The organism is Streptomyces sp. NPDC043996 (assembly GCF_056435225.1).
Genome location: NZ_JBWKEY010000005.1, coordinates 503,448 through 526,195, shown reverse-complemented (window position 1 = coordinate 526,195; position 22,748 = coordinate 503,448). Strand labels below are relative to the sequence as shown.

The following is a 22,748-nucleotide window of genomic DNA, read 5'->3' as shown; positions in this document are numbered from 1 at the left end:
CCTAGGTGTTTCCGCGATCGGATTGCCGCCGCGCCGAAGCACCGCGCACACCAGCCCTCCACAGCCTCCACAGCCTCCACAGAACGACCACACAGGAGTTAGTCGAGTGATTCCTCTTTCCTTCGCACAGCGCCGTATGTGGCTTACACACCAAATGGAGGGCGGCGCCGAGACCTACAACATCTCCCCGGCGTTCCGGCTGACCGGGCCGCTGGACCAGGACGCCCTCATCGCGGCGATCCGCGACGTGGTCGAGCGGCACGAGATCCTGCGCACCATCTACGTGCCGGACGACGACGGCGAGCCGCACCCGCGCATCCTGTCGACGGCCGAGGCGGCGGTGCGGGTCCCGGTGGTCGAGGTGGCCGCCGACGACCTGGACGGCACCGTCGACGAGTTCATCGCGCACCGCTTCGACCTGGCCGCCGACATCCCGCTGCGGGCGACCCTGTTCCGCCTCGCCCCGGAGGAGCACGTCCTCGTCCTGCTCATCCACCACATCGCGTCGGACGGCGTGTCGGGCGGACCGCTGGCACGGGACCTGACCGCCGCCTACACCGCCCGCCTGGACGGCAAGGAGCCCGGGTGGGAGCCGCTGCCCGTGCAGTACAAGGACTACGCGGCCTGGCAGCGCGAACTGCTCGGTGACGTCGCGGACCCCAAGAGCCTCGCCGCCGCGCAGGCCGAGTACTGGCGCAAGGAACTGGCCGGGGTGCCGCAGCCCCTGAACCTGCCCCTCGACCGGCCCCGGTCCGCGTCCAGGGGTTCCGAGGGCGACGTGGTCCACCTCATGGTGGAGCCGGAGGTGGCGGCCGGGCTGCAGAAGCTCGCCGACGAGCGCGGCATGACGATGTCGATGGTCATGCAGGCCGCGGTCGGCGTGCTCCTGAGCAAACTGGGCGGCGGGGACGACGTCACGATCGGCGGCCCGATCGCCGGGCGCACCGACGAGGCGCTCGCCGACATGGTCGGCTTCTTCGTCAACACGCAGGTGCTGCGCGTGGAACTCGCCGGTGACCCGTCGTTCGCCGACCTGCTCGCGCGGGTGCGGGAGAAGTCCCTGGCCGCGTACGAGCACCAGGACGTGCCGTTCGAGACGCTGGTCGAGCTGATCAACCCCGACCGCTCCGCGTCGTACCAGCCGCTGTTCCAGGTGATGTTCGCCTGGCAGAACTTCGAGAAGGCGGACTTCGAACTGCCCGGCCTGAAGGTGCAGTTCGAGCAGTACCTGACGCAGACCTCGCTCGCCGACCTGTTCTTCAGCGTCGCCACGGACGAGGCGGGCGCGATACGCGGCGACCTGACGTACGCGACGCAGCTGTTCGACCGCGACACGGCCGAGGCCATCGCCGCCCGGTTCGTGCGCGTCCTGAAGCAGCTGACCGCCGCGCCCAAGGCGCCGATCAGCACGGTCGAGGTCCTCGCGGAGGACGAGCGGGACTGGCTGGTGCGGGGTCTCAACGACACCGCGCGCCCCGTCGCGGCGAGCACGCTGCCGGAGGCGTTCGAGGCGCAGGTGGCGCGGACGCCGGACGCGGTCGCGGTGATCGCCGAGGACGAGACGCTCACGTACGGAGAGTTCAACCGGCGCGCCAACCAGCTGGCGCACTGGCTGGTGGAGCAGGGCGCGGGCCCCGAGCAGCTGGTGGCGGTGCGCATCCCGCGCTCGGTGGATCTGCTGCTCGCGGTGTACGCGGTGGTCAAGGCCGGTGCGGCCTACGTGCCCATCGACATCGACCTGCCCGACGACCGCGTCCGGCACATCCTGGCGGGCGCGAAGCCGCTGCTCGTCCTGGAGAAGACCCTCCCGGACGTCTCCGGCTACCCGGAGGCGAACCCGGAGCGGAACCTGTCCCCGGACAACGCCGCGTACGCCATCTTCACCTCCGGTTCCACCGGCGGCCCCAAGGGCGTGCCGGTCGCGCACCGTTCGATCATGAACCGCATCCAGTGGGGCCTTGAGCACTTCAACGTCACGGTCGAGGACCGGATGCTGGTCAGCACCTCGGCGAGCTTCGACGCCTCGGTGCCGGAGATGTTCTCCAACCTCCAGATGGGCGCCTCCATCGTCGTCGCCCGCGCCGACGGCACGCGTGACCCCGCCTACCTGGCCGAGCTGATTCAGCGTCAGAAGGTGACCGGCGCGTTCTTCGTGCCCTCGCTGCTCTCCGTGTTCGTCGCCGAACCGGCCGCCAAGCACTGCTCCACGCTGCGCTGGATCGAGGTCGCCGCCGAGGCGTTCCCGGCCGCCCTGGCCAACCGCTTCACCGAGCTCCTTCCGCACGCCTCCGCGAACAACCTCTACGGACCCACCGAGGCCACCGTCGAGATCACCGGCTGGGAGCACGTGCCGGGCTCGGACCGGGTGCCGATCGGCACGCCGATCTGGAACGCCCAGGTGTACGTGCTCGACTCGGCCCTGCGCCCGGTCGCACCCGGCGTGGCCGGTGAGCTGTACCTGGCCGGTGTCGGCCTGGCGCGCGGCTACCTCGGGCAGACCGGCCTCACCTCGGAGCGCTTCGTGGCCTGCCCCTTCGGTGAGCCGGGCACGCGGATGTACCGTTCGGGCGACCTGGTGCGCTGGAGCAAGGACGGCCAGGTCGAGTACATCGGCCGCACCGACCACCAGGTCAAGGTCCGTGGCTTCCGCATCGAGCTCGGCGACATCGAGCACGCGCTGACCGGGCACCCCGGCGTGGCCCAGGCCGTCGTCGTGGTGCGCGAGGACCAGAAGGGCGACCAGCGCCTGGTCGGCTTCGTGGTGCCCGACCCGGACGCCGCCGTGGCCGACGCCGAGACCCAGGTGGACGAGTGGCGCCACGTCTACGACGCCAGCTACGCCGACGACGGCGAGGCGGCGTGGGGCGAGGACTTCAAGGGCTGGAACTCCATCTACACCGGCGAGCCCATTCCGCTGGAGGAGATGCGGGACTGGCGGGACGCGGCGGTCGAGCAGGTCCTGCGGTACGCGCCGAAGCGCGTCCTGGAGCTCGGCGTCGGCTCCGGCCTGCTCCTTTCGAAGATCGTCGGTGAGGTCGATGAGTACTGGGGCACCGACATCTCGCCCACGGTCGTGGACCGGCTCCGCGCCCAGGCCGAACAGGCCGGGTTCGGCGACCGGGTGACGCTGAGCGCCCAGGCCGCCCACGACACGTCCGGGCTGCCGCTCGCCTCGTTCGACACCGTCGTGCTCAACTCGGTGGCGCAGTACTTCCCCAGCGCCGAGTACCTGGACCAGGTTCTCAGCCAGGCCATGGAACTCCTCGCGCCCGGCGGCCGCCTCGTCGTCGGCGACGTCCGCAACGCCACGACCCTGCGCCTGCTGGTGACCGCCGAGAAGCACGCGGCCCGCCCGCACGCCTCGCACAGCGAGGTGCGGACGCTGGTGGAGCAGGCGCTGCTCGCCGAGCGGGAACTGGTCGTCGCCCCGGAGTGGTTCACCGAATGGGCCGCGAACCGGCCCGTCGGGGTCGACATCCGGCTCAAGCCCGGGACGGCGCACAACGAGCTGACGCGGCACCGCTACGAAGTCATCCTGCACAAGGAGCCGGTCGAGGCCGTCGACCTGTCGGCCGTGCCCGCGGTGCCGTGGAGCCGCGAGATGACCGGCCTCGCCGCCCTCGACGGGCAGCCTCAGCCGAGCGGCCCGGTGCGGGTGACGGGGATACCCAACGCCCGGCTCGTGGAGGAGGCCGCCGCGGTGACCGCAGGCGGTGGCGGTCCGCGGACGCAGGCCCCCGTCGGGGGTCCCGTCGACCCGCAGGACCTCGCGGACTGGGCGCGCGAGCGGGGTCTGGAGGCGATCCTGACCTGGTCGGGCGAGGCCGCCCACAGCTTCGACGCGGTGCTCGTGCCCGTGCGGCACGCCAAGCAGCGGCCCGTCACCGGCGGGTTCGTCCCCAGCGGGACGGTCGGGCGGTCCTGGGCCAACGCCCCCGCGCTCGCCAAGTCGATCGGCCCGCTCCTCGCCGAGCTGCCCGGGTACCTGCGCGAGCGGCTTCCCGACTACATGGTCCCGGCCGCGGTGGTGCCCCTTTCGGAGCTGCCGCTGAACCCGGCGGCCAAGGTGGACCGGGCGGCGCTGCCGCTGGAGCTCACGGCGACGGTCAGCGGCGGAGGGCCGCGCAACTCCCACGAGGAGAAGCTGTGCGCCCTCTTCAGCGAGCTGCTCGGCCTGGAGCGGGTCGGCATCGACGACGACTTCTTCGCGATCGGCGGGCACTCGCTCCTGGCCACGCGCCTGAGCTCCCGCATCCGCAAAGAGCTCGGCATCGACATGCCGCTGCGGACGATCGTCGAGTACCCGACGGTGGCCGAACTGGGCGCGATCGTGCTGGCGGGCGGCATCCCCGGCGACCACGCCGACTCCTTCGAGGTCGTCCTGCCGCTGAACCGGGACCCCGGCACGGGCAAGCCCCCGGTGTGGTTCTTCCACGGCGGCGGCGGCCTCGGCTGGGCGTACTTCACCTTCGCCCCGCACCTCGACCGGCAGGCGTACGCCATCCAGTCGCGCGGCTCCAACGGCACCGACCCGGTGGCCGCATCGGTGCAGGAGATGGTCGAGGACTACCTGGAGCAGATCCTCAAGACCCAGCCGGAGGGCCCCTACTACCTGGTCGGCTGGTCCTACGGCGGCCCGCTCGCGCACGCCGTCGCGGCAGGCCTCGACCAGCGCGGCCACAAGGTCGCCCTGGTGGCCGTGCTCGACTCCCAGCCTGCCGCTGCCCGTCCGGAGAGCGGTTTCAAGCAGGTGTCCGGCAGGACTCCTGACCTCTACCGGGCGGACGTCGAAGAGGTCTTCGGCCAGTTCATGAACACCGACAACATGGACAGCTTCCTGGTGAACATGTCGCGGGTCGGCGCCAACAACCTCAACAAGATGGGCGACTTCGAATCGCCGGTCTACGACGGCGACCTGGTGTACTTCAACGCGACCCTGGACAAAACCAACGGCGTCACGTCGTACGGGCCCGACTGGCGGCCGTTCGTCCGCGGCTCCATCGAGGAGTACGAGGTGGAGGCCACCCACCACGATCTGCACATGCCCAAGCCCGCAGCGCAGATCATGAAGGTCATCGTCCGCAAGCTGGCGGAGGAGTGACGGCGGCGGTGTGACGCACGACGGCACGGGCGGCGCCGGGCAGGCGCCGCCCGTGTCCTGACAGCGACGGGGATCCTGAGAGCGACGGGCGGGTGCGGGTTCACGCCACCCAGGTGGCGCGGCCCGTCTCCCCGCCGTCGCCCTCCCGCAGCCCGCCCTCCAAGGCTGCGGCCAGGCGCGCGGCCACCCCGTCGTACTCCCCGGGCGCCAGCGTGAACGGCAGCCGCAGCCGGTGCTCATGGGTGCCGGGGTCCGCCCCGAACCGCGACCCGCCCTCGATCCGCACCCCGTGCGCGAGCGCGGCCCGCGCGAGGGCCGAGGCGACGGGCGCCCCGAGGTCCACCCACAGCGAGAGCCCGCCGGGCGGCAGCCGGAACCGCCACTGGGGCAGGTGCCGGGCGAGGGCCGCCGCGAGCGCGTCCCGCGAGCCCCGCAGCCGCTCGCGGCGCACCCGCAGCACGTCGTCCGCCCCCGCGAGCAGATGCAGCGCCACGAGCTGCTCGATCACCGGCGTGGCCATGTCCGCGGGGACCCGTGCCATGGCCAGCTCCGTGATCATCCGGGAGCCCGCCCGCACCCAGCCGATGCGCAGGCCGCCCCAGTGCGACTTGCTCAACGAGCCCACGGTGAGGACCTGTTCGGCCACTCCGTGCGGCGCGAGCGAGGCGAACGGCGCGGGCGGCGGCACGTCGAGGGCCATCTCGGCGATGGTCTCGTCGATGAGCAGCCAGGTGCCGGTGGCACGGGCCGTCTCCAACAGCCGCACCCGCTGCTCGCGCTCCATCAGGGCGCCGGTCGGGTTCTGGAAGTCCGGTACGAGGTACGCGATGCGGGGCGCCGCCTGCCGCAGCGTCGACTCCACCAGGGCCGTGTCCCAGCCCGCGTCGGTGACCGGCACGGGCGTGGCGCGCAGGCCCGCGCGGCGGATCGCGTCCAGGGCGTTGGGGTAGGAGGGGTTCTCCACCAGGGCGCGGTCTCCGGGGCGGCCGAGCAGGGCGAGCACCAGGGAGATCGCGTGCTGCGCGCCCGTGGTGACCAGGATCTGGTCCGGCAGCGTCGGCAGCCCCCTGCGGGTGAAGCGGTCGGCGATGGCCGCGCGCAGCTCCGGCAGGCCGAAGGGGTGGTAGCCCGCCGTCGGCGCGTGCTCGGGCAGCCGGGCGGCCGCCGCCGCGAGCGCCTCGCTGAGCTCCGGCTGCGGCGCGGCGGGCGCCGCGACGGCCAGGTCGATGACGCCGTCACCGGCGGGGAACGCCGCCACGCTCGACGGGCGGCGCCCGTCCGGCAGCTCCGTCCAGGTGCTCGCGCCCCGGCGGCTGCGCGCGAAGCCGTCATCCCGGAGCAGGTCGTACGCCGCCGTGACCGTGGCCCTGCTGACACCCAGTGCCGCCGCGAGCTCGCGCTCGGCGGGCAGGCGCGTGTGCAGCGGGACGCGCCCGTCGAGCAGCAGCGTCCGGACCGCCTGCGCGAGGGCGCGGTAGCCCGGGCGCGCCCCGGCCGTGTCCGTCACGAGCTGGGCCAGTCGCGCCCCGCCGAGCCGACGGTCCATCGACGGCACCGCCTCGACCTCTGCCATGCCAGCTCCCTTGGATTGGCCCTGCTCTCCAGACCAATCAGCGTACAGACTCGGCGATCAGCGGCCGCTTTGGCCACCGTACTGGCCTGGTGGCGGCAGCCACACGTACGGGAAGAGGCACGAGGAGACGACGTGAACGGCGAGCGGGACGAGGCGGCGGGGCGTGTGGTGGTCGGTGTCAGCGGCACGTCCCTCGCGGGCCTCGCCGCCCTGCGGGCCGCCGCGCGGGAGGCGCGGCGCGGCGGGCGGACGCTGGTGGCGGTGACGGCGTGGGAGCCGCCCGAAGGGGAGTCGCTGTATCTGCGCCACCCCGACAAGGAGTGGGCGCGGCACTGGGAGGCGGTGGCCCGGGAGTCACTGGAGCAGGCCTTCGCGGAGGCCTTCGGGGGCGAGCCGGGCGGGGTGGCCGTGGAGCGGAGGGTGGTGCGGGGGCCCGCGGAGCGGGTGCTGTGCGGGGTCGCCTCTCGGCTGGAGGATCTGGTGGTGGTGGGGGCGGGGCGGGGGTGGCCGCGCGGGCGGGTGCGGCGGCGGGTCGAGGCGCGGGCCGTGTGTCCGGTCCTTGTGGTTCCGGCGCCCGGGGTGCCGCGGGGGCTACGGCGCGCCTTGCGGCGGGCCACGGTGGCGGACTTCGCGACGCCGTAGCCCTCGCGGGGCGCCCCAGGCCCACCCCTTCCCGCTTCCGGGTGCGGCTGCCCCCGTTCCCCCGCTCACAGACATTGGCGCTCCGCGCCTCGTCCTCAAACGCCGGACGGGCTGGAACTCTCAGCCCGTCCGGCGTTTGAGGACGAGGCCGAAGGCCGATGCTTTTGGGGGTCCAGGGGGCGGAGCCCCTTGGTTTCGGGAAGGGGCGGGGTGGGGGAAGAACCCCCGGCAGAGCCACCCGGCAGCGTCACCCCACCCCGAAGCGCTCCACCGCCCCCCGCACCCCGGCCAGCGCCCCCGCCAACGCGCTGACGGACCCGATGGACCCCGCCACCAATAACAGCGACCGCCGCAACCGCCGCGTCTCCGGCGCCCCCGCGGCAGCCATCGCGGCCATCGCCGCCAACTCGTCCTCAGCTATCGCCCGGTCAGGGAACTCCCCAGGATGCGCGGCGAGTTCGCGCCGTAAGCGGGACACGGCGGCCCGCAGTTCCGTTACTCGCGGATCCTCGAAGCCACCCGTCGACACTCTTCGCCCCACGCTCCGCAACACAGCTCTCCCCCTCGCACGTCGTTGTGCGGCGGCCGTAACTTTCCGGCCACGCCCCGGCCGGAACAGGGTCCCCAGAACGCATGAGGTAAGCAAGGGTCATGACTGAATCACTGCCCGTACCCCTGTCAGCGTCAGCGGCGGCATCAATGTCACCGTCAGCCCCCGGGACCCCTCCCGACATCGCCGGTCTGCTGCTCGCGGCGGGCGGCGGGCGCCGCCTGGGCGGCTGTCCGAAGGCGCTGCTCGAACGCCGTGGGGAGCTGTTCGTGGAGCGCGCGGCGCGGGCGCTGCGCGAGGGCGGCTGTACGCGCGTGCACATCGTGCTCGGGGCCACCGCCGACGTCGTGCGGGAGCAGGCGGACCTGCCGGGGTGTGTGCTCGTCGACAACCCGGACTGGCGGGAGGGTATGGGGAGTTCGCTGCGCGCGGGGCTCGCGTCCCTTGGCGCGACAGACGCGCGGGCCGCGCTCGTCAGCCTCGTCGACCAGCCCGGCGTCGGCGCGCCCGCCGTGGCCCGGCTGCTGGCCGCGTACCGCTCCCCGGCCACCCTGGCCGCCGCCGCGTACGACGGCGAGCGCGGGCACCCGGTGCTCTTCGGCGCCGACCACTGGGACGGCATCGCGGCGTCGGCGACGGGCGACCAGGGGGCCCGCGCGTATCTGAGGGAGCACGCGGCCGCGCTCACGCTGGTGGAGTGCGGGGACGTGGCGGAGCCGTACGACATCGACACGTTCTCGGATCTGGAGCGCCTGGAGTGAGCCCGCCCCCCCGTCCAGGCCTCCGGCCCCGCCCCGCCGCCGCCCCGACGCCCTCTGGCAGCCCCGCCCACCCCCTGGTCCACTGGGAGTGACCGCGGTGGCACTCAGAGCCGTGTTGTGTCGACGGAGAGAATCTCGACGTCAACAAACGATTGAACTTCCACCATGAGGAAACTAGTATCCACTGATCAGAAGCGCCGGACACGTCAGACGGCGCCCATCGTCGTATCTCGGCGCCGTGGCACTCAGTGCCGTGCCGCGGGGCCGCCAGCTCGCTGAAGGAAGTGACAGCTCATGTCCGCACCAGCGCCGTCCCCGCTGGCCATCGTCGACGCCGAGCCCCTGCCCCGGCAGGAAGAGGTCCTCAGTCCCGCGGCCCTCGCCTTCGTGGCCGAGCTGCACCGGCGGTTCACCCCGCGCCGCGACGAGCTCCTGGCCCGCCGCGCGGAGCGCCGCGCCGAGATCGCCCGTACGTCGTCCCTGGACTTCCTGCCGGAGACCGCCGCGATCCGCGCGGACGACTCCTGGCGCGTGGCCCCCGCCCCGGCCGCCCTGAACGACCGCCGGGTGGAGATCACCGGCCCCACCGACCGCAAGATGACCATCAACGCGCTCAACTCCGGCGCGCGGGTCTGGCTCGCCGACTTCGAGGACGCCTCCGCCCCCACCTGGGAGAACGTGATCCTCGGCCAGCTCAACCTGAGCGACGCCTATGAGCGCCGCATCGACTTCACCGACGAGCGGACGGGCAAGTCGTACGCCCTGAAGGACGCCTCCGCACTCGCCACCGTCGTGATGCGGCCGCGCGGCTGGCATCTGAGTGAGCGGCACCTCACGGACGCGGACGGCACGCCGGTCCCGGGCGCGCTCGTCGACTTCGGCCTGTACTTCTTCCACAACGCCCAGCGTCTCGTCGACCTCGGCAAGGGCCCGTACTTCTATCTGCCGAAGACCGAGTCGCACCTCGAGGCCCGCCTCTGGAACGAGATCTTCGTCTTCGCGCAGGACTACGTGGGCCTCCCGCAGGGCACCGTCCGCGCCACCGTCCTCATCGAGACGATCACGGCCGCGTACGAGATGGAGGAGATCCTCTACGAGCTGCGCGACCACGCCTCCGGTCTTAACGCCGGGCGCTGGGACTACCTCTTCTCCATCGTCAAGAACTTCCGTGACGGCGGCCAGAAGTTCGTCCTGCCGGACCGCAACCTGGTCACGATGACGGCCCCGTTCATGCGCGCGTACACCGAACTCCTCGTCCGCACCTGCCACAAGCGCGGCGCGCACGCGATCGGCGGCATGGCGGCGTTCATCCCGTCCCGCAAGGACGCCGAGGTCAACAAGGTCGCCTTCGAGAAGGTGCGCGCCGACAAGGACCGCGAGGCCGGGGACGGCTTCGACGGCTCCTGGGTCGCCCACCCCGACCTGGTCCCGATCGCCATGGAGTCCTTCGACAAGGTCCTCGGCGACCGGCCGAACCAGAAGGACCGCCTTCGCGAGGACGTCAGCGTCGCCGCCGGTGACCTCATCGCCATCGACTCCCTCGACGCCAAGCCCACCTACGCCGGCCTGGTCAACGCCGTGCAGGTCGGCATCCGCTACATCGAGGCCTGGCTGCGCGGGCTCGGCGCCGTCGCCATCTTCAACCTGATGGAGGACGCGGCCACGGCCGAGATCTCCCGGTCTCAGATCTGGCAGTGGATCAACGCCGGGGTCGTCTTCGACGACGGCAAGCCGGCGACGGCGGAACTCACCCGCGAGGTCGCTGCCGCGGAGCTGGCGGCGATCCGAGCGGAGCTCGGGGACGAGGCCTTTGCGGGGGGTAAGTGGCAGGAGGCTCACGATCTGCTGCTCCAGGTTTCCCTGGACGCGGACTACGCCGACTTCCTTACGCTGCCTGCTTACGAGCGGTTGCGTTAGCTGTTCGGGTGCGGGTTGCCTGTGGCTGATCGCGCCCACGCGGCGGAGCCGCAAATCGACACAGCCCCGCGCCCCTTCGGGGCGCTTCGGCTCGGCCTATGTGTCTACTTGCCGTGCAAGTTGGGGACCCTCTTCAGCCAGGCGGGGCGGCCCGCCTCCGTGGCCCGGGCGCGCTGGGCGTCCTCGGTGGCGAGCTGGTCCCGGGAGGGGAAGTCCGTGGGGAGCCAGGCGGCGGAGGCGCGGGCGCGCGCCGTGAGGTGGGTGACGTAGGCCTCGCGCAGCGCGTCGGGGCCCGCGAAGCCGGGCTCGTCGGTCAGCCAGGCGTCGGGGACCTCGGCGGTGATCTCGCGCAGCAGGTCCGCCGTCACCAGCGGTGCGAGCCGGGTGTCCGCCGCCTTCGTGTCGGGGCCGTAGCGGCCGAGGGCGTGCTGGCGGAAGTCGTACGCCTTCTCGGCGGTGGCGAGGACCGACGAGGCGTCCCAGCGGTGGTGGAAGACGAGCGCCGCGCCGTGGTCGATCAGCCACAGGCGCGGCGGGCGGACCCCGAACGTCGGCCAGACCATCAGGTTCGAGCTGTGCACGGTGCGGTCGACGTTGGCGGTGAGCGCGTCGAGCCAGACCACCTCGCCCGCCTCCACGGGGTCCACGTCGAGGTCGGTGTCCGGACCGAAGTCGCGCGCGCCCGGCAGGTAGTCCATGCCCAGGTTGAGGCCCGCGCTGCGGCGCAGCAGGTCCTGGACCTCCTGGTGCGGCTCGTCGGCGGCGACGGCCGGGTCGAAGTGGGCGAGGACCAGGTCGGGCACGCGCAGGCCGAGGCGGCGGGCCAGTTCGCCGACGACGACCTCGGCGACGAGGGCCTTGCGGCCCTGCGCGGAGCCGGTGAACTTCAGGACGTACGTCCCGAGGTCGTCGGCCTCGACGACTCCGGGCACGGAGCCGCCCGCCCGCAGGGGTTCCAGATATCGGACAGCCGTCACTTCTCGCAGCACACCGCCACCCTAACCGGGTGCCGCAACGGGTTTTTTGGAGCGAGCGGACCTTGATCCATAGGATCCGCTGATGATCACCAGAAAACGGCTCGCGGCGGGGCTCTGTGCCCTGGTCGCGACCCTGAGCACGGGGCTTTCGCCCACGGTCGCGCACGCGGCCGACGCACCGGACGACACCGAGGGCGGGGCGAAGCCCAAGGTCGAGCTGCTCCTCGACGTGAGCGGCTCGATGCGGGCCCGCGACATCGACGGCAAGAGCCGGATGGCCGCGGCGAAGCAGGCGTTCAACGAGGTGCTCGACGCCACCCCCGAGGACGTCGAGCTCGGCATCCGCACCCTGGGCGCCAACTACCGCGGCGACGACCGCAAGACCGGCTGCAAGGACACCGAGCAGCTCTATCCGGTGGGCCCCCTTGACCGCCGCGACGCCAAGGCGGCGGTGGCCACGCTCTCGCCCACCGGCTGGACGCCGATCGGCCCGGCCCTGCTGAAGGCCGCCGACGACCTGAAGGGCGGCGAGGGCTCGCGCCGCATCGTCCTCATCAGCGACGGCGAGGACACCTGCCAGCCGCTCGACCCGTGCGAGGTGGCCCGGGAGATCGCGGCCAAGGGCATCAACCTCACCGTCGACACCCTCGGCCTGGTCCCGAACGCCAAGATGCGCGCGCAGCTGAGCTGCGTCGCCGAGGCCACCGGCGGTACGTACACCTCCATCCGGCACACCGACGAACTCGCCGACCGGGTGGGCCAGCTGGTGGACCGCGCGGCCGATCCGGTCGTCAACCCCGTGGCCGTGGACGGCGCCGACCGCTGCTCGGCCGCGCCTCAGCTGAAGCCCGGCCTGTACACGGACCGCGCCGCGTTCGGCGCGCACCGCTGGTACCGCGTGGACGTGGCCCCGGGCCAGGAGCTGCGCGCCTCGGTGAGCGTCGGCGCCGACCGGGCCGTGAACAACGACTACGGCGTGCTCATGCGGGCCGTCACGAAGCACGACCGCGAGATCGTGCGTGGCTCGGAGGCGGGCGACGGCCGCACCGATGTCATCTCCACCGGGCTGCGCTACCCGAAGCCCGAGCGGGACGACGACGCCGACGACGCCGACGAGAAGGAGACCGTCTGCCTCCAGGTGTCCCACTCCTACGCGCCCGCCGCCGGTGCCGCCGGTTCCGCCGCCAAGGGCAAGCCCGGCCTGCCCCTCGAACTGGCCGTCGACGTCGTGGACGCGCCCGACGACTCCTCCGACGCGGCGGCCTTCGGCCTCGGCCGCGGCTGGTGGCTGCTCGGCGCCCTGGTGCTCACCGGGTTCGTGGGCGGTGTGCTGTGGGGCTGGCTCTCGCGCTGGCGCGTCGCTGTCTGGAGGACGAACTGATGCGTACGAAACGTCTGTTGGCGGCTGTCGGGCTGCTCGGCCTCAGCGCGCTGCTCACCTCAGGACCGGCGTTCGCGGCCTCCGGTGACGACGGGAAGGAGCGCCGGGACGCGGGCACGTCCTTCCGTACGGCGACGGAGATCGAGCAGGGTCACCGGGCCACGGCGAGCGCCTCGACCGGTGACTACCTGTACTGGTCCTTCCCCGCGGACTCCGGCCAGCGGCCCACGGTCAAGGCGACCGTGAAGCTGCCCGAGTCCGCCGCGGGGGCGTCCGACGCCAAGTGGCGGATCGACGTGTACGACGGCCTGCGGCGCCGCCAGTCCTGCATGTACGGCATGCAGGCGCGCGCGGCCGCGAGCGCATCGGTCGAGCTGGCCTGCACCCTGCGCACGGTCCGCGCCTGGGCGGAGCCGTGGTCCAACGATCCGCTGCCGGGCACGTACTACGTGCGCCTGACGGCGACCGGCCTGCGCACCGCCGACCTGGGCCAGCCGGTCACCGCCGAGGTCGAGGCCACGTCGAAGGACATCGGCGGCGCGGCGGCGGTGGACGGCACCCTGGGCGAGCCGCTGGTACCGGGCACCCGCCCCTCTCCCGCCGAGCCCGAGGACGGCTGGTCCTCCGGCTGGTGGACGGACCGCTGGGTCTGGACCGGCGCGGGCGGCGTCCTGGCGGCACTGGCGGGCGTCGGCGGCTACACCCTGACACGCGGAAACGGCAGGGGGAGCACGCCGAGCCCGTCCGGCGTCGCCTGAGGGCAGCCCCTGGCGTTGACATGCGGAAGCCCCGTCCGGACCTCGCCGGAACGGGGCTTCTCCGCCTCAGCGGCGGACGCCTCGGGCTTGGCTTCCGCGGCCGCCGAGAGAGGCGGCCACGGCGGACGTTCCGGGGAAGTCCTCGGGTACGGCATCCATGATCAGCTCGTCTACGGGTGCGCCGAGCCAGAACCCCGACCGGCGGAGCCGACCGGCGGGACGGAACCCCGCCTTCTCGTACGCGCGGGCTCCGGCCTTGTTGGGCTCAAGGACCTTGAGCCAGACCACGCGCAGGTGGGCAAGGTGGAACGCCCAGTCCAGCGTCAGGCGTGCCGCTTCAGCGGCGTGCCCCTTCCCGCGTTCGGCGGGGGCGAGGACCATGACGAACTCGGCGGTGCGCGCGATGGGGTTGACTTCCAGAATCGTCATGCCCACGGGCGTGCGGTCGTCCAGCCGGACTACCTCGAACTGCTGGAACCGGTCGTTGCCGCGCTGACGCTCGTACCCGGCGGCGCGGCTCTCCCAGGCTTGCGCCCACTGGTTCCCGTACCCGTGGATGGTCACGGGGTCGTTCTCCCACGCGTGGTATTCGGGCAGCATGTCCGCGCGGGGCATGGCGAGGGCGAGCGCTTCGCCGGTCAACAGGATGTGCGGGTCACTCATGGTCGAACCTTCCTGGTGGCCCGTGCCGCTCCGGGCCCGTCTGGGGTGTAGGTGGGCGCATACAGCGCGGTCTCCGCGGGTTCCTCGACCGGTTCGCCGCGCGCGTCGGCTATCCAGGCGTGCAGCCGTACGGGATCGAGGGCCACCCCGTGTCGCCACTCGGCGCGACGTCGAGCGACCGTCAGCACGAGTGCGGCAGCCGTCGAGTCCTCCAGGCATGCCCAGCGCATCGGCAAGAGCTGTGCGGCCCAGCGAACGGCGCGGACAGCGTAGCGAGTCTGTGAGGCCGTGGCTGGGGGCAAATCGCGCCCTGAACACGCGAGGCGGACGAGCCGAGCGAACCGGTTCCGGCGACGACCGGTGGCCCGCGCGGCGGCGGTGGCGAGGACAGCCGGTGCGGCGACGACACGCCACCGCACCGGGACCGGAGCCGACTCGGGCCGGGTGGCGGATCGTTCCACGGTTCCCCACGTCAGAGCGGTTTCCGGGAGGTCGACGACGGTCGCGCCCATGGCGGTTACCGCGTCGGACGTGGGGCGCAGCTCGGTCGTGCCCGTGTCGTAGTCGATCACAACGGATGCGTGAGAGGCACGGGCGACCACGGTGTTGGTTCTGCTCACCGTGCACCCGCCGGGGTCGGTGCGGTCCGCGTCCATGCGGTCCCGGGCGCGTGCTCGACTGCCTCTAGCCACACCTCGGCGGCGAGGGCGGACAGCAGTGGGGGCCACACCGTCTCCGCGCCGAGGGCAGTCGCGTGAATCGCCGCTCGCAACGGCACGGGGTTGATGAGCCCGAGCGCCGCCAAACGCCCGTCCGCGAGGCCGAGTACGCGCCGCCGGTTCCTGCGTAGCCCTAGGTGGAAGTCGCCGACCATCAACCCCTTGGCGGCTCGTCCGCGGTGCGCGTCGGGCAGCAGATCGGCGAACGTGTCGGCGAGCATCGGCTTGTACCGCCGAGCCGAGTACCGCTGTTCGATAGGAGCCGAGACCACCGCGTCCAGGACCGCCCCGTCAAAGTACGGATTGTGCAGCGTGAGCCCAAGCGCGTCAGCGAGCTGGATGTCTGAGTACGCCGACCGCGCCACCGTGCGCAGCCCGGCGACCAACGCCGTGTCCACATCGGGGCCCGTGGGAACGCTCGCCCTCGGCACCGGCGCCGTGAGCCATCCGGGACGTCCGGACTCCGACCGGCCGACGCGGGCGGCGTTTCCCCGCAGCGCGGCAGCGATCAACGGGCGGGGGCTTTGACGACGCAGCCGGGCCCAGTCCCGGGCATCCCCGAGCAGCCGGACCCAGTTCCCGCTGCGGGCGAGGCTCGCCAGGTGCCCAGGGGTGGACAAGAACAGGTTGTCTCCTCCGTCCCCGGTCAGGTGACAGGCGGAGCCCGCGGCGGCCATCGTGCCGAGCTGGTCCGAGAACATCGACCACACCGCCGAGGACGGAGCCGGTTCGTCCGTCACGGGCATCGGCACGTCGGCGGCCGCGAACGGCAGGTGCCGGACGTCGAGCGGGAACGGCGCTCGGGTCAGAGCCGGGACGGTCAGGCCTTGCGCGTACCGCAGGTCCCCGCCGCTGGTGACGCCCGCCGGATGCGCGGTCACACCCGTGACCGGCCCGTACCGCGCCGCGAGCAACGTCACGGTCGTTGAGTCCAGGCCCGCCAGATCGGTGGTTGCGGACACTCCCTCGACCCGCACCCGGACCCCATCCCCGAGCGCGCGCCGAAGCGCGGCCGAAGCATCCTGTGGTGTGCGCCGTCTCGGCGACCACCAGCGGGTGAACGACGGTCCGCCCTCGGCGTCGAGCGTCAGCAGATGCCCGGCGGGAACCGGTGCGACCCCTGCCCATGCGCTACGCCCCGTTGCGGGGCTGCGCTTGTCGTGGAGGAACGCGGCGAGCCACCCGGTATCGACGCGCCCGCCGACGAGCGGGGCCAGCGCGAGGGAGCTGGACCCCCATACCGTTCCGTCCGGGGTGCCGACCGTGTAGAGGGGCGAGGCTGCCCCGGCGTCCGCGAGGACTTCCACGCGACCCGGCCCGGTCAGCCGAACTACGGTGTGCGAGCCTGCCCACGACCGTGCGACCGTCGCAACCTGGGGAGCAGACAGAGCACGGGCCAAGTCGCGTTCGGTGGCCGAGCACGGGCCGAACACGGCGATTCGCGCGCTGCCGAGTTCCACGGTCCGTACGTGTTCGGGCTGCCAGTCCCCGCAGACCCATAACGCCGGGTCGTGCCAGAGCAGACGTGCGCCCACGGGCATTGCGGTGGGTCGGCTGCCGGGTGAACTTCCGCCGTACCAGCGCGCTTTGTTTTCTTCCATCTCGTCACCTCTCCCGCCGCTGCCATAGGGGGCGGCCCCCGTTGGGATCTCTCCCGCGGGGGCCGCCCTAGGGTTCGCCTAGTCGTACGGCGTCTGCTTCGACTCGACTCCCGTGCTCTCACCGCCTCGTGTCAGCGCGGCAGCGTCGCCCAGAATGATGACCGGCGGAACGTCCAACTCTTCGGACGTGTTCGTGATGTGCTCCTGGTCCATGTGTCCTTTTCCTTTCGCGTGCGAGGTGGATATGGACTCCGCTGAGAGAGGGGCCGTCTGTCCTCGCGGTGGCGCTGTACTTGCGTGGGGGATACTCGGGTGCCCGTATCGGGGGTTCGTCGTGCGGCTCGTCTGCGGGCACGTCCACCGGCACGACCCACACCGTGTAGACACCCGTGTGGTCGGCGGCACTGAGCATGAACGGCCACCCGGCACGAAGCCGTTCGTGCGCCTCTTGGCGTCTCGCCTGGTCCGCGCACCATGCCCGCAGCTCTGTGGGCACGTCAGGAGCCGACTCCGGTAGGGGCAGCGCTCGAACAGCCTTCGGCTTCCGCTCAAGCCACCAGACCCCAGGTGCGGGGTCAAGGCCGTCGGCGATGCGGTGCGCTTGCGCGCCCACCCAACGCATCACGATGCCGAGATACGGGGTCTTGAGGGAGCCGAGCACGACGCGCACCGACTCACCGCCTCTGTGCCCCGCGGGCCCCGTACCGACCGCTTCAGCCTGATACTCGCGGCGGGTGGTGGGCGCGTGGGGGCTCGCCGTCGTCGCCGCGTCATCCGAAGCCACACCGGGGCCGTGCGGGGAGCCGTGCTGACCGTCAGTGAACTCGCCGCTAGACACGTCCGCTCCTCTCCGTAGTGCTATCACTACCGGGGAGGTCAGCGTGGCCCACGCCTGGGAACCATTCAAGCTGTCGAATGAGAACGAAAGGTTGGCGAACGGCCCTTGAATCGCAAGGAATTGAACCCCGACGCTTCGCCCCAAGCGGCGTATGGAGCGCGCCTCCGCAGCCTGCGGGAGACGCACGGCTGGACTCAAGATGATCTTGCCGATCGCCTGGGGTATTCCAGTGTGCATATTTCGGCGGTCGAAACTGGTCGGAAGCCTCCAACTCTCCGCTTCTCGCGTAGCGCGGACCGGACGTTCGGGCTTGAAGGCTCCGCCGATGCGTTCGAACGTGAGTACCGTCAGATTCGCCAAGGTGGCCTCTTGGAGGGGTTCCCGGAGTACGTCAAGTACGAGGCTCGGGCCGTGGAACTCCGGCTGTACAACATCGGCATCATCCCTGGCCTGTTGCAGACACCGCAGTACGCGCGGGTCCTGGCCGACAGTGCCGTGCGGCGGGGTGCCATCACGCCCGAACAGGCCGATGATCGCGTGACGTTCCTGGCAGAGCGCCAGGCCGCTCTGGTCCGCCCCCGCCCTCCCATGATGTTCGTGGCCATGGACGAAAGCTGTATCCGCCGTACCGTCGGTGGGGCGGCCGTCATGGACGCCCAGCTAGCGCGTCTGGTCGAGTTCGCCGAGTTGCCGAACACGCTCTTGCAGGTGGTGCCGTACGACGTCGGTGAGCGTCGCACGTTTGACCTGCCCGTTAACCTCCTGACGCTGCCGGATCGATCCGTGCTCTGCTACGCCGAGTCCCAGGCGCAGGGCAATCTAGACCGAGAGAGTGCGTCCGTGGAGCCCATGTTGACGGCCTACCATCAGCTACAGGCCGAATCGCTGTCGCAGGCGGCATCTGTGGCCATGATCGAGCAGGTACGAAAGGGCACATCGTGACGACCGAATCCCCTCGCTGGTTCAAGTCTTCGTACAGCAACAACGGTGGCGACTGCGTTGAGGTTGCCGCCAACCTTGTCGTCACGAGCGGTATCGTCCCCGTCCGTGACTCCAAGCGCCCGAACGGCCCGGCCCTGAACTTCCCGGCCGACGCTTACTCTTCGTTCGTGTCGGGCGTCAAGGCAGGTTGGTTCGACAACACCTGACCACTCGTCGAGACGCCGGACGGGCTGAAACCGGCAGGTTCCAGCCCGTCCGGCGTTTGAGGACGAGGCGCGGAGCGCCAATGTCTGTGAGCGGGGGAACGGGGGCAGCCGCACCCGGAAGCGGGAAGGGGTGGGCCTGGGGCGCACCGCGAGGTCACCCCGCCCGCAACGCCTTGGCCAGCGCCCCGTCCCCGCTCACGACGATCCGCCCGCCCCGCACCCCGTCGGCGACGCCCAACACCCCCCGCGCCACGCTGACGGCAGTCCCCGCGTCCAGCGACATCCGGGCATCGGGCACCGAGGGCGCGGGCCCGTCCCCGTACGAGACGCCCCCGTCCTCCCCCACCCGCACATGGAACTCGCCTTCCTCCAGGCGCACTTCGAGCACCCCGGCCTCCAGGGCGACCGCGTCGAGGAGCGGCAGCGCGAACCAGTGGGCGCGCACCGCGTCGGTGGGACGGCGCTCGGCGAGGCCGGGGGCGCCCCAGGCGGCGAGTGCCCGCAGGGCGGGGAGCAAGTCCCGGCCGCGCTCGGTGAGTTCGTAGACGTACGCGGCGGCGGGCGGCGGGAGCTTGCGGCGGGTGGTGAGGCCCGACTGCTCCATGTCCTTCAGGCGCGAGGCGAGCACATCGGTGCTGACGCCCGGCAGGTCGGCGTGCAGATCGGTGTAGCGGCGCGGCCCGAGGAGCAGTTCGCGGACGATCAGCAGGGTCCAGCGGTCGCCGACGGCGTCCAGGGCGCGGGCGGCGGCACAGAACTGGTCGTAGCCGCGGCGGGGTCGAGGTGGCATGCGTCGCAGTCTAGACAATGTGTTGGACTTTCCAAGCTCCCGCTTGGTAAAACCAAGTATCGCACGCCACGGGAGGCACACCGCATGGAGTTCCGGCAGTCCAGCAAGCTCAGCGAGGTCTGTTACGAGATCCGGGGCCCGGTCATCGAGCACGCCAACGCCCTGGAGGAGGCGGGCCACAGCGTGCTGCGCCTGAACACGGGCAACCCGGCGGCCTTCGGCTTCGAGGCGCCCGAGGAGATCGTCCAGGACATGATCCGGATGCTGCCGCAGGCGCACGGGTACACGGACTCGCGCGGCGTCCTCTCGGCCCGGCGCGCGGTGGTGCAGCGCTACCAGGACCTGGGCATCGACGACCTCTCCGTGGACGACGTCTTCCTCGGCAACGGCGTGTCCGAGCTGGTCACCATGGCCGTACAGGCCCTCTTGGAGGACGGCGACGAAGTCCTCATCCCCGCCCCGGACTTCCCCCTGTGGACGGCCGTGACCACCCTGTCCGGCGGCAAGGCCGTGCACTACCTGTGCGACGAGCAGGCCGACTGGTACCCCGACCTCGACGACATCGCCGCGAAGATCACCGACCGCACCAAGGCGCTCGTCATCATCAACCCGAACAACCCCACGGGCGCGGTCTATCCGCGCGAGGTCCTCCAGGGCATGCTCGACCTCGCCCGCCGCCACGGTCTGATGGTGTTCGCCGACGAGATCTACGACCAGATCCTGTACGACGACGCGGTGCACCACAGCGTCGCCGCGCTCGCCCCCGACCTGGTGGTCCTGACCTTCTGCGGCCTGTCCAAGACGTACCGCGTGGCGGGCTTCCGCTCCGGCTGGCTGGTGGTGACGGGACCCAAGCAGCACGCGCGGAACTACCTGGAGGGCCTGACGATGCTGGCCTCCATGCGGCTGTGCGCCAACGCCCCCGCCCAGTACGCGATCCAGGCCGCGCTCGGCGGCCGCCAGTCCATCCGGGAGCTCACCGCCCCCGGCGGCCGCCTGCACGAGCAGCGCGACCGCGCCTGGCGGAAGCTCAACGAGATCCCCGGGGTCAGCTGCGTGAAGCCGAAGGGGGCGCTGTACGCGTTCGCGCGCCTCGACCCCAAGGTGCACGCCATCCACGACGATGAGAAGTTCGTCCTGGACCTGCTGCTCCAGGAGAAGATCCAGGTGGTCCAGGGCACCGGCTTCAACTGGCCGCGCCCCGACCACTTCCGGGTCCTCACCCTCCCGTACGCTGACGATCTGGACGCGGCGATCAGCCGCATCGGCCGCTTCCTGAGCGGCTATCGCCAGTAGCCCGCGGCCGCCCAGGAGCCCACCGCCGCGACGACAAGGAGCGCGCCCGTGCCGGTCTGTCCCACCTGCCAGGTCCCGTCCCTGACCCAGTTCGCCTCGCCCGAGCTCGTCGGGAAGATCGTGTACGAGGGCCACGACCGGGCCGACGACCCCGCCTGGCGCACCTCGGGCGCGGCCACCGTCGAGGACTACGCGCGCTGGTGCGGCCACCTGTGCGGGCTGACCTGTCTGCGGATGGCCCTCGGCCCTGACGCGCCGTCGCTGTTCGAGCTGCGCGACGGCGCCCTGAAGTATGGCGCGTACACCGAGGACGCGGACGACGGCACCATCCGGGGCCTGATCTACGCGCCGCTCGCCGAATACGTCCGCGAGGAGCTCGGCCGCGAGGCCACCGTGCACCGCCACCTCACGCTCGACGAGATCGGCGGCCTCGTCGACGCCGGGCGCACGGTGATCGCGTCCGTGCACTACGAGATCCGCCGCCCCGAGCGGCCCGCGCCCGGGCGGGGCGGGCATCTGGTGCTCGTCACGGCGCGCACGGCGGACGGGGGCCTGCACTTCCACAACCCGTCGGGGATCGACGCGCCCACGCGCACGGCCTCGCTCCCCCGCGCGCGGTTCGAGCCGTTCTTCGCCGGACGCGGTGTGTCCTTGCGCTGACGGTCGGTCATGACAGGACGTCATCCGCCCTGTCAGGATGGCGCGATGATGCATTCAGGCAGGGTCGCCGTCGTCGGCGGCAGCGTCGCGGGGTGCGCGGCGGCGCTGGCCGCGCACCGGGGCGGCGCGGACGAGATCACCGTGTACGAGCGCGCGGCGGGCCGCCTAGAGGACCGGGGCGTCGGGCTCGCCGTCCACAACTCCCGTTACACGGAGCTGGAGTCGGCCGGCTATCTGGACGCGGACATGCCGTGGGTGCAGCTCGTCAGGCGCCGGTGGTACGTGCGCGACGAGGCGGCGCCGGGGCCGCTCGGGCATGAGATCGCCGTGATGCCGTTCCCGTTCCGCACCTACAACTGGGGTCCGTTGTGGGGGGAGTTGCGGCGCCGGGTGCCCGAGTCGGTGACGTTCCGCACCGACACGGCCGTCACGGGGGTGCGCCCCTGTCCGGGCGGTGCGGTGGTGGAGGCCGACGGGGGCACCGAGCGGTTCGACGTCGTCGTCGGCGCGGACGGCTACCGCTCCGTGGTCCGCGAGGCCGCCTTCCCCGGCGTCGGCGCGACGTACGCGGGCTATCTCGCCTGGCGGGGCGCCTATCCCGCCGCGCGCCTGCCGCACCCGGAGCTGTGGGCCGACGAGGACTGCGTGTACGCCGTCTTCGAGGGCGGGCACATCATCCTGTACCGCATCCCGGACGGCGCGGGCGGCCACCGCGTGAACTGGGTCCTGTACACCGCGCCGCCCCGGGACGTGGCCGCGGACCTCGGCTTCGCCCACCCGCGCAGCCTGCCGCCGGGCGGCCTGACGGACACCCTGAGCGCGCACCTGGCGTACGTGGCCGACGTGCTCCTTCCGCCCTACTGGGGCGCGGTGGTCCACGCCACCGCACCGGCGGAGCTGTCCCTCCAGCCGATGTACGACTTCACGGCGCCCCACTACGCCCAGGGCCGCGTGCTGCTCGCGGGCGACGCGGCGACGGTGGCGCGCCCGCACACCGGTGGCGGCGCGGTCAAGGCCCTGCAGGACGCGACGGTCCTGGAGGCCGCCATCACCACGGCCGTCACCTGGCCCGACGCCCTGGAGACCTATGACACGGACCGCACCGTCGTCGGCCGCACCATGGTCGACCTGGGCAGACGCCTAGGCCGGGCGTTCGTCCAAGAGACCCCCGACTGGCACGCCCTGGACCAGGCGGGCCTCGAGGCGTGGTGGAAACAGGCCGACGGCGCGGGCGCGTTCGGGGGGCGTGAGCTGCGGCGGCGCTGACGGCGGGCGGGTGTCCCGCGGTCAGGACCGGCGTGGCACCCTCGGTGGTGGCCGATCTTGGAATCGGCCGCCACCGAGGGTGCCACGCACCGAGAGGACGTATCCGC

At 72.1% G+C, this 22,748-nt stretch carries 19 protein-coding genes; 11 read left to right on the top strand and 8 right to left on the bottom strand.

The window, feature by feature from the left end:
• Positions 1 to 106 precede the first annotated feature (106 nt).
• Positions 107 to 5,101: a non-ribosomal peptide synthetase gene (locus AC07A4_RS16370; RefSeq protein ID WP_478598523.1), complete on the top strand. Its 4,995-nt coding sequence runs from the start codon at positions 107 to 109 to the stop codon at positions 5,099 to 5,101.
• Between the two features lie 100 nt (positions 5,102 to 5,201).
• On the opposite strand, the gene yczR is transcribed toward AC07A4_RS16370, so the two are convergent.
• On the bottom strand, positions 5,202 to 6,674 hold the full coding sequence (gene yczR, locus AC07A4_RS16365; RefSeq protein WP_478598520.1) for a MocR-like transcription factor YczR: 1,473 nt from the start codon (positions 6,672 to 6,674) through the stop codon (positions 5,202 to 5,204).
• A gap of 132 nt (positions 6,675 to 6,806) precedes the next feature.
• Between yczR and AC07A4_RS16360 the strand changes: the two genes are divergently transcribed.
• Positions 6,807 to 7,316, top strand: coding sequence for a universal stress protein (locus AC07A4_RS16360; RefSeq protein WP_478598517.1), 510 nt, complete (start codon positions 6,807 to 6,809; stop codon positions 7,314 to 7,316).
• A 247-nt stretch (positions 7,317 to 7,563) separates the two neighbouring features.
• On the opposite strand, the gene AC07A4_RS16355 is transcribed toward AC07A4_RS16360, so the two are convergent.
• Positions 7,564 to 7,869: a DUF5955 family protein gene (locus tag AC07A4_RS16355; protein ID WP_478598514.1), complete on the bottom strand. Its 306-nt coding sequence runs from the start codon at positions 7,867 to 7,869 to the stop codon at positions 7,564 to 7,566.
• Positions 7,870 to 8,015: 146 nt separating this feature from the next.
• On the opposite strand from AC07A4_RS16355, the gene AC07A4_RS16350 reads away from it, so the two are divergent.
• Positions 8,016 to 8,627 (top strand): nucleotidyltransferase family protein, encoded by a 612-nt coding sequence (locus AC07A4_RS16350; protein ID WP_478598511.1) that lies wholly within the window; start codon positions 8,016 to 8,018, stop codon positions 8,625 to 8,627.
• A gap of 294 nt (positions 8,628 to 8,921) precedes the next feature.
• Entirely contained in the window at positions 8,922 to 10,544 is a 1,623-nt protein-coding gene (gene aceB / locus AC07A4_RS16345) for a malate synthase A (protein WP_478598509.1), read from the top strand.
• Between the two features lie 104 nt (positions 10,545 to 10,648).
• Here the strand turns inward: aceB and AC07A4_RS16340 are convergent, their stop codons facing one another.
• A complete protein-coding gene (locus AC07A4_RS16340) occupies positions 10,649 to 11,533 on the bottom strand; it encodes a HipA family kinase (RefSeq protein WP_478598506.1) in 885 nt (294 codons plus the stop codon).
• Positions 11,534 to 11,603: 70 nt separating this feature from the next.
• Here AC07A4_RS16340 and AC07A4_RS16335 point away from each other — a divergent pair, with 70 nt between their 5' ends.
• Together AC07A4_RS16335 and AC07A4_RS16330 are read left to right on the top strand one after the other, a co-directional pair.
• Positions 11,604 to 12,902, top strand: a complete 1,299-nt coding sequence (locus AC07A4_RS16335; protein ID WP_478598503.1) for a VWA domain-containing protein — start codon at positions 11,604 to 11,606, stop codon at positions 12,900 to 12,902.
• Entirely contained in the window at positions 12,902 to 13,660 is a 759-nt protein-coding gene (locus tag AC07A4_RS16330) for a hypothetical protein (protein WP_478598500.1), read from the top strand. The genes AC07A4_RS16335 and AC07A4_RS16330 overlap by 1 nt, the downstream gene beginning before the upstream one ends.
• A gap of 66 nt (positions 13,661 to 13,726) precedes the next feature.
• On the opposite strand, the gene AC07A4_RS16325 is transcribed toward AC07A4_RS16330, so the two are convergent.
• From AC07A4_RS16325 to AC07A4_RS16310, 4 genes are all read right to left on the bottom strand, one after another.
• A complete protein-coding gene (locus AC07A4_RS16325) occupies positions 13,727 to 14,323 on the bottom strand; it encodes a GNAT family N-acetyltransferase (protein ID WP_478598498.1) in 597 nt (198 codons plus the stop codon).
• Positions 14,320 to 14,895, bottom strand: a complete 576-nt coding sequence (locus tag AC07A4_RS16320) for a lasso peptide biosynthesis B2 protein (RefSeq protein ID WP_478598495.1) — start codon at positions 14,893 to 14,895, stop codon at positions 14,320 to 14,322. Before AC07A4_RS16320 ends, AC07A4_RS16325 begins: the two co-directional genes overlap by 4 nt.
• A 44-nt stretch (positions 14,896 to 14,939) precedes the next feature.
• Positions 14,940 to 16,643 (bottom strand): albusnodin/ikarugamycin family macrolactam cyclase, encoded by a 1,704-nt coding sequence (locus tag AC07A4_RS16315; RefSeq protein WP_478598492.1) that lies wholly within the window; start codon positions 16,641 to 16,643, stop codon positions 14,940 to 14,942.
• 78 nt (positions 16,644 to 16,721) lie between these two features.
• Positions 16,722 to 16,856 carry an albusnodin family lasso peptide gene (locus AC07A4_RS16310; protein ID WP_478598489.1) on the bottom strand — a complete coding sequence of 45 codons (135 nt, stop codon included), beginning with the start codon at positions 16,854 to 16,856 and terminating at the stop codon, positions 16,722 to 16,724.
• Between the two features lie 730 nt (positions 16,857 to 17,586).
• Here AC07A4_RS16310 and AC07A4_RS16305 point away from each other — a divergent pair.
• A complete protein-coding gene (locus tag AC07A4_RS16305; RefSeq protein WP_478598486.1) occupies positions 17,587 to 18,423 on the top strand; it encodes a helix-turn-helix domain-containing protein in 837 nt (278 codons plus the stop codon).
• Positions 18,420 to 18,629, top strand: a complete 210-nt coding sequence (locus AC07A4_RS16300) for a DUF397 domain-containing protein (protein WP_478598484.1) — start codon at positions 18,420 to 18,422, stop codon at positions 18,627 to 18,629. The genes AC07A4_RS16305 and AC07A4_RS16300 overlap by 4 nt, the downstream gene beginning before the upstream one ends.
• Before the next feature lie 154 nt (positions 18,630 to 18,783).
• On the opposite strand, the gene AC07A4_RS16295 is transcribed toward AC07A4_RS16300, so the two are convergent.
• Complete coding sequence (locus AC07A4_RS16295; protein ID WP_478598482.1) at positions 18,784 to 19,419, bottom strand: winged helix-turn-helix transcriptional regulator; 636 nt, start codon at positions 19,417 to 19,419, stop codon at positions 18,784 to 18,786.
• 84 nt (positions 19,420 to 19,503) lie between these two features.
• On the opposite strand from AC07A4_RS16295, the gene AC07A4_RS16290 reads away from it, so the two are divergent.
• The 3 genes from AC07A4_RS16290 to AC07A4_RS16280 are packed head-to-tail and all read left to right on the top strand — an operon-like array spanning position 19,504 to position 22,641.
• The gene (locus tag AC07A4_RS16290; RefSeq protein WP_478598480.1) at positions 19,504 to 20,715 is read left to right on the top strand and encodes a pyridoxal phosphate-dependent aminotransferase; all 1,212 of its coding nucleotides are present in this window, start codon (positions 19,504 to 19,506) and stop codon (positions 20,713 to 20,715) included.
• Between the two features lie 48 nt (positions 20,716 to 20,763).
• Positions 20,764 to 21,375, top strand: coding sequence for a cysteine peptidase family C39 domain-containing protein (locus tag AC07A4_RS16285; RefSeq protein ID WP_478598477.1), 612 nt, complete (start codon positions 20,764 to 20,766; stop codon positions 21,373 to 21,375).
• A gap of 48 nt (positions 21,376 to 21,423) precedes the next feature.
• Positions 21,424 to 22,641: an FAD-dependent monooxygenase gene (locus AC07A4_RS16280; RefSeq protein ID WP_478598952.1), complete on the top strand. Its 1,218-nt coding sequence runs from the start codon at positions 21,424 to 21,426 to the stop codon at positions 22,639 to 22,641.
• Positions 22,642 to 22,748: the final 107 nt, after the last annotated feature.